General features: G+C 70.4%; 1 protein-coding gene. It reads right to left on the bottom strand.

Translation table 11 applies throughout. The features are described from left to right. Window positions 1–436 (bottom strand): EAL domain-containing protein (locus tag SB816_RS29920; RefSeq protein ID WP_410547979.1); only part of this gene is annotated, 436 nt, incomplete at both ends.

Below are 436 nucleotides of genomic sequence, written 5' to 3'. Positions count from 1 at the left end.
GCGCCGAAGCCGCCGAGCGCGATCAGGAAGCCGGCCTTGCGCAGCCCGTCGACGATCGCCGCGTAGCGCGGCGTCTCGCCGCCGGCCTGCTCGGGCACCTCGAGCACCACGCGATGCGGCGGCAGCCCGAGCGCCTTCAGGTTCGCGAGCAGCGCGTCGCCGTAGATGGTGTCCATCAGCGCGGCCGGGTGCAGGCTCAGGAAGAGCCATTCGTCGTGACTGTCGAACGCGTGGAAGTTACCGAGGTGCAGCGATTCGGCGAGACGGCCGAGTTCGAGCAGATCGCCGCGCCGCGCCGCCTGCGTGAACACCTCGTGCGACGCGACCTGCCGGCCTTCCTCGTCGTGCGCGCGCAGCGACGCGTGATAGCCGATCGCGCGGCGAGGCGACACCGAGAAGACCGGCTGGAACACGCTAAATACGGTGTAGGCGCCGT

Source organism: Achromobacter sp. SIMBA_011, from assembly GCF_046535435.1.
Lineage (GTDB): Bacteria > Pseudomonadota > Gammaproteobacteria > Burkholderiales > Burkholderiaceae_B > Achromobacter > Achromobacter dolens.
The sequence above is the reverse complement of the archived record's forward strand: the minus strand, read 5'-3'. Positions and strand labels throughout refer to the sequence as shown.